Annotated in this window: 1 protein-coding gene; it reads right to left on the reverse strand. The window is 58.2% G+C overall.

The window, feature by feature from the left end; genetic code table 11:
• On the reverse strand, positions 1-251 hold a 251-nt coding region (locus HFD99_RS25270), incomplete at both ends, for an AMP-binding protein (RefSeq protein WP_167441103.1).

A 251-nucleotide genomic window follows, 5' to 3' on the forward strand; every position in this document is an offset into this window, starting at 1 on the left:
TACCCCCGGATTTTCACCTGATGGTCAATCCGGCCTAAGTATTCAATGTTGCCGTCTGGCATCCATCTCGCCAAATCACCAGTGCGGTATATCCGTTCATACCCAGCTTCCCCGCCGGCAAACGGATCGGCAACAAATTTCTCGGCCGTTAGCTCCGGACGGTTCAGGTAACCGCGGGCTACGCCGACACCGCCGATGCACAGCTCCCCTGCCACCCCAATCGGCTGCAATTGCTCCGTGCCTTCCTTCAC

Origin of the sequence: Paenibacillus sp. EKM301P (assembly GCF_011800295.1) — a bacterium.
Taxonomy (GTDB): domain Bacteria; phylum Bacillota; class Bacilli; order Paenibacillales; family Paenibacillaceae; genus Paenibacillus; species Paenibacillus polymyxa.